Annotated in this window: 1 pseudogene; it reads right to left on the reverse strand. The window is 66.5% G+C overall.

Annotated elements, in window-relative coordinates:
- Positions 1 to 135 precede the first annotated feature (135 nt).
- Positions 136 to 790: pseudogene (locus tag AAHM41_RS40265) on the reverse strand (Tn3 family transposase); the annotation flags it as partial.
- Positions 791 to 827: the final 37 nt, after the last annotated feature.

The following is an 827-nucleotide window of genomic DNA, read 5'->3' on the forward strand; positions in this document are numbered from 1 at the left end:
GGACAGACATAGCTGTGATCGGCCGGGGCGTCCCCCTGGCGGCCCCTCCAACGCCGGTGACAGATGCCGGCCCGAGATGCTGCTGGTCCGCGACTAGCGCTCCTGTAGGGGTCGTTTGCGGGAGAGGGCGAAATCCTACCCTAAGCGTGGCCAGCGATATTCGCCGGTGAGCGTGATGTGCTCCCATCCCAGCGGCGAGACATGGGCGAGGAGATCTGGCGACGGCGCTTGGCGAGACTCGACCATGCGCCCGACGATCTCGCTGAGGCGCCACGTGTTCCAGTAGATGATGATGGCGGCCAGCAGGTTGAGGCCGGCGATCCGATGCTGCTGACCCTCGGTGGTTCGGTCGCGGATCTCGCCGCGCCGGTTGAAGCTGATGGCGCTTCATCGCATGGTGCGCCTCGCCCTTGTTCAGGCCCATCTGTGCCCGGCGCTGCAGGTCGAGATCGCTCAGCCAGTCGAGCATGAAGAGCGAGCGCTCGATGCGGCCGACTTCGCGCAGTGCGACGGCCAGGCTGTTCTGGCGGGGATAGGCGGCGAGCTTCCGCAAGATGTGGCTCGGGACCACCGTGCCTGTCGCCATGCTGGCGGCGAGGCGCGGGATGTGCGGCCAGTTGTCGCGGATCAAGCGGACGTTGATCCGTCCGCCGATCAGGGGCTGCAGGGCGGGATGTGCTGTCTTGGGATCGAAGGCGTAGAGCCGCTTGTCGGGCAGATCCCGGACCCGCGGCGCGAAGCGGAAGCCCAAAATGGAGCAGATGGCGAATACGTGATCGGTGAAGCCGCCGGGGCATTGTCACGGGAACTTTGACGCGGTGAGCCGG

It is taken from the genome of Inquilinus sp. OTU3971, from assembly GCF_038440215.1.